Origin of the sequence: Sulfuricurvum sp. (genome assembly GCF_023250475.1) — a bacterium.
GTDB lineage: Bacteria > Campylobacterota > Campylobacteria > Campylobacterales > Sulfurimonadaceae > Sulfuricurvum.
The window spans coordinates 1-3,451 of the sequence record NZ_JAHFAQ010000173.1 but is presented as its reverse complement, the minus strand read 5'-3'; the positions used below and the strand labels follow the sequence as shown (position 1 = coordinate 3,451).

General features: G+C 48.7%; 3 protein-coding genes. 2 read left to right on the top strand and 1 reads right to left on the bottom strand.

The annotated features are described in order from the left end of the window. On the top strand, positions 1-1,791 hold a 1,791-nt coding region (gene ligA, locus Q0C19_RS11610), incomplete at its 5' end, for an NAD-dependent DNA ligase LigA (protein WP_295056229.1). Here the strand turns inward: ligA and Q0C19_RS11605 are convergent. Beyond that, on the bottom strand, positions 1,717-2,910 hold the full coding sequence (locus Q0C19_RS11605) for an NAD(P)/FAD-dependent oxidoreductase (RefSeq protein WP_295056227.1): 1,194 nt from the start codon (positions 2,908-2,910) through the stop codon (positions 1,717-1,719). The two genes, ligA and Q0C19_RS11605, sit on opposite strands and share 75 nt — an antisense overlap. 87 nt (positions 2,911-2,997) lie before the next feature. On the opposite strand from Q0C19_RS11605, the gene Q0C19_RS11600 reads away from it, so the two are divergent. After that, a partial coding sequence (locus tag Q0C19_RS11600) for an SAM-dependent methyltransferase (protein WP_295056223.1) occupies positions 2,998-3,451 on the top strand: 454 nt, incomplete at its 3' end.

The window sequence follows — 3,451 nt, the reverse complement described above, 5'->3', positions numbered from 1 at the left end:
AGCCGTATGTGGAGTCTCGAAGACCTTTTTAACCGCGAGGAGTTGGAAATGTGGGTCAACCGTATCACGAAAGGGTACGGGGATGTCCGTTTCTATTGCGAACCCAAATTTGACGGGGCGAGTCTCAATCTGATCTACGATAATGGTGCATTGGTGCAGGCGATTACAAGAGGAGACGGTGTCGAGGGGGAGGATGTGACCCAAAACGCCAAAACGATCCAGTCGATCCCTCTTCGTATCGAGTATACGGGGCGGATTGAGATTCGGGGCGAAGTGGTGATTTTCAAAGAGGATTTTGAGAAGATCAATCTGGAGCGCTCCCGTAACGGTGAATCGCTGTTTGCCAACCCGCGCAACGCGGCGGCGGGGAGTCTCCGTCAGCTTGATACCCGTATCACCGCGTCACGCCGTTTGGTCTTTATGCCCTACGGGATCGGAGCCAACACGTTGGAGATCAAAAATCTGAGTGAGCGGATGGAGTGGGTGTATTCACTGGGGTTCCGAAATCCCCACATGACCCACTTGTGCGAGAGCGCCGATCAGATTGAGACCTTTTACCATGAGATGCGTGTTGAGCGGGATAATTTCGCGATGCTTCTCGATGGGATGGTGATCAAAGTGGATGCGATAGCCGTGCAGGATGAGTTGGGCTATACGGTGAAAAATCCCCGATGGGCGGCGGCGTACAAATTCCCCGCTATTGAGAAACTCACAACACTCAAAGAGGTCATATTGCAGGTGGGACGCAGCGGTGTTGTCACCCCTGTTGCTATCGTCGAGCCGGTGGACATCGAGGGGGTGACGGTAGAGCGATCGACACTCCATAATTTCGATGAGATCGAGCGCAAAGATATCCGACTCGGGGATAAGGTGATAATACTTCGAAGCGGTGACGTTATCCCGAAAATCGTTAAAGTCATTACGGCGGATCGGACGGGGAGCGAGCAGATCATCCACCGACCGAAGCATTGTCCCGTCTGCCATTCGGAACTTCTCGATGAGGGGGCGTTGATTAAATGCCAAAACCTCTCGTGCGAAGCGCGAGTCGTGAATTCCATCATCTATTTTGCCTCCAAACAATGCCTCAACATCGACGGCTTGGGGGACAAGATCGTCGAAGCACTCCATAGCGCGGGGATGATACGCGAACTCTCTGATCTCTTCAGCCTCACGATGGAACAGCTCTTATCACTGGAAGGATTCAAAGAGAAAAAAAGCCGTAATCTGATCGATGCGATTGCGGCGGTCAAAGGGTGCGATTGCTGGCGTTTTATCAATGCACTGGGGATCGAGCATATCGGCGAAGTGGCTTCCAAGACATTGTGCGCCTCCTTCGGTACCGGATTCGATACGGCAACGCGTGATGAGATTTTGGCGTTGGAGGGATTCGGAGGAGAGATGGTGGAGTCGATTCTCGAATTTGTACGTGTGAATCAGGAAAAAATTGAAAAACTCCGTACCCTTTTAAGCCCTGTTGCTCCGGTAAAAATTGAGGCGGCAGAGAACCCGTTTAAAGGAAAAAGTGTCGTCATTACAGGCTCTATGAGCGTACCGCGCGATCAAATCAAAGCGATTCTCGAAACGTTGGGGGCTAAAGTCGCCTCATCGGTCTCGAAAAAGACTGATTATGTGGTGTACGGCGAAGATGCAGGGAGCAAGTATGATAAAGCGGTGGAACTGGGGGTGAGTTTGCTCACCGAGAGCGAGTTTCGGGCTCTAACGACGCTTCCCGATAGCACTCCGTCGTCGCAGGGAAGCGCTATAGAACCAAAATATAGCCTTTTTGATTAAATAGGCTATAAACCCTTTTACTTTTATCCCTCCTGGTAATAGCCCCGCTCCGTATTCCCCGCCGAGGGCGATCATTACCCCTTGATTTTTAAACTGAAACGGACGTTTCGATTTCCCTTTGAGAGAACGTAAGATATTGGCGGCAACATGCTCGCCGCCGCGCTCAGCTAATTGTGCGGTCGGAGGGATGAATTTTCCATCATGGGTCAATGCCTGAGTAATATCGCCGATGGCATAGATATTGTCATGAGTTGGGATATTGAGATTCTCATCGACAATCAAATGCCCTTTGCTGTTTATTTCAAATCCGAGAAATTGGGTGAGGGTCGATGCGGCGATCCCCCCCGTAAAAATCATAAACTCGAAATCAAGTATTTTGCCGTTATCGAGGAGAATTTGGTTGGCACGTACTTCGCTGATACGGTTGTTGTGCCAGACATGGACCCCCAGTTTTATTAACCGTTTATGGGCACTTTCGATTAAAAACGGGTCCATTCCGTAGAGGATACTCTCATACGCGTCGATAAGATAGACATCGACTCCGCGACATCCGAAATTGCCGTTTTGGTAAAAATGGTTCGAATACGCCGCCATCTCTGCGGCGATCTCTACCCCCGAAAGACCTGCTCCGCCGATAACGATATTAAAGGGTTCGACATCACAGCCGCGTGTTTGCGCTTCAATACGGTTGAGAAGCGAGCGTTCAAACTGCTGTTTAAAATTCAAAGCGGCAGGGATACTTTTGACCCCGTGGGTATGTTCGCGAAGCCCTTTGATGAAATCGGGAAAATAGGTTCGGCTTCCGGTCGCGATGATGAGGTAATCGTATGAGATGTTTTGTGTGGCGGTTGAAACAGTAGAAGAGAGGGTATCAATTCCGTTCACTTCGTCACAGATAAATTCGACTAAACCGAAACTTTTTGTTAGCGAGGGGAGATCGATCATTACCTGTGACATATCGACTTTATTCGCAATAAAGTCGTATACTTCAGCCTGCATATAATGATAAGGGTTTTTATCGATCAGGGTAATAGAAATATGGCTGTTGTGTGCTAGATGCTCAATCGCACGAATACCGCCGTATCCTCCGCCGATGACTACCACATGAATTGATTGCATACCTAATCCTTACCCTGAAAACTGATCCGCAATGGTATCCTAAACAAAGTTATGTCACGATAACGTATTAAAAAATAATGGAACACAATGAGACTTGATAGTTATTTAGTAGAAAAGGGACTCGTTGAGAGTCGCAATAAAGCACAGCAGCTGATTAAAGATCATGCGATCAGTGTTGATGGAAAAATTGTCGACAAAGTTTCGTATGACGTTACGGATGGGATGGCTGTCGAGATTGCCGATACGGAACTCTACGTCAGCCGTGCGGCCATCAAACTCAAAGGTTTTCTCCCTTACACCGAATGGGAACTCAAAGGGCTTAGAGCGCTGGATATCGGTTCTTCTACGGGGGGATTTACTCAAGTTCTTTTGGAGAACGGTGTTTCAAGCGTGGCGTGTGTGGATGTCGGGAGCGAACAACTCCATCTGAGTTTGCGCAGCGACTTGCGGGTCAGTGTCCATGAAAAAACCGATATTCGGGAATTTATGAGTGAAATATCGTATGAGATCGTTACGTGCGATGTCGCCTTTATTCCGTTGG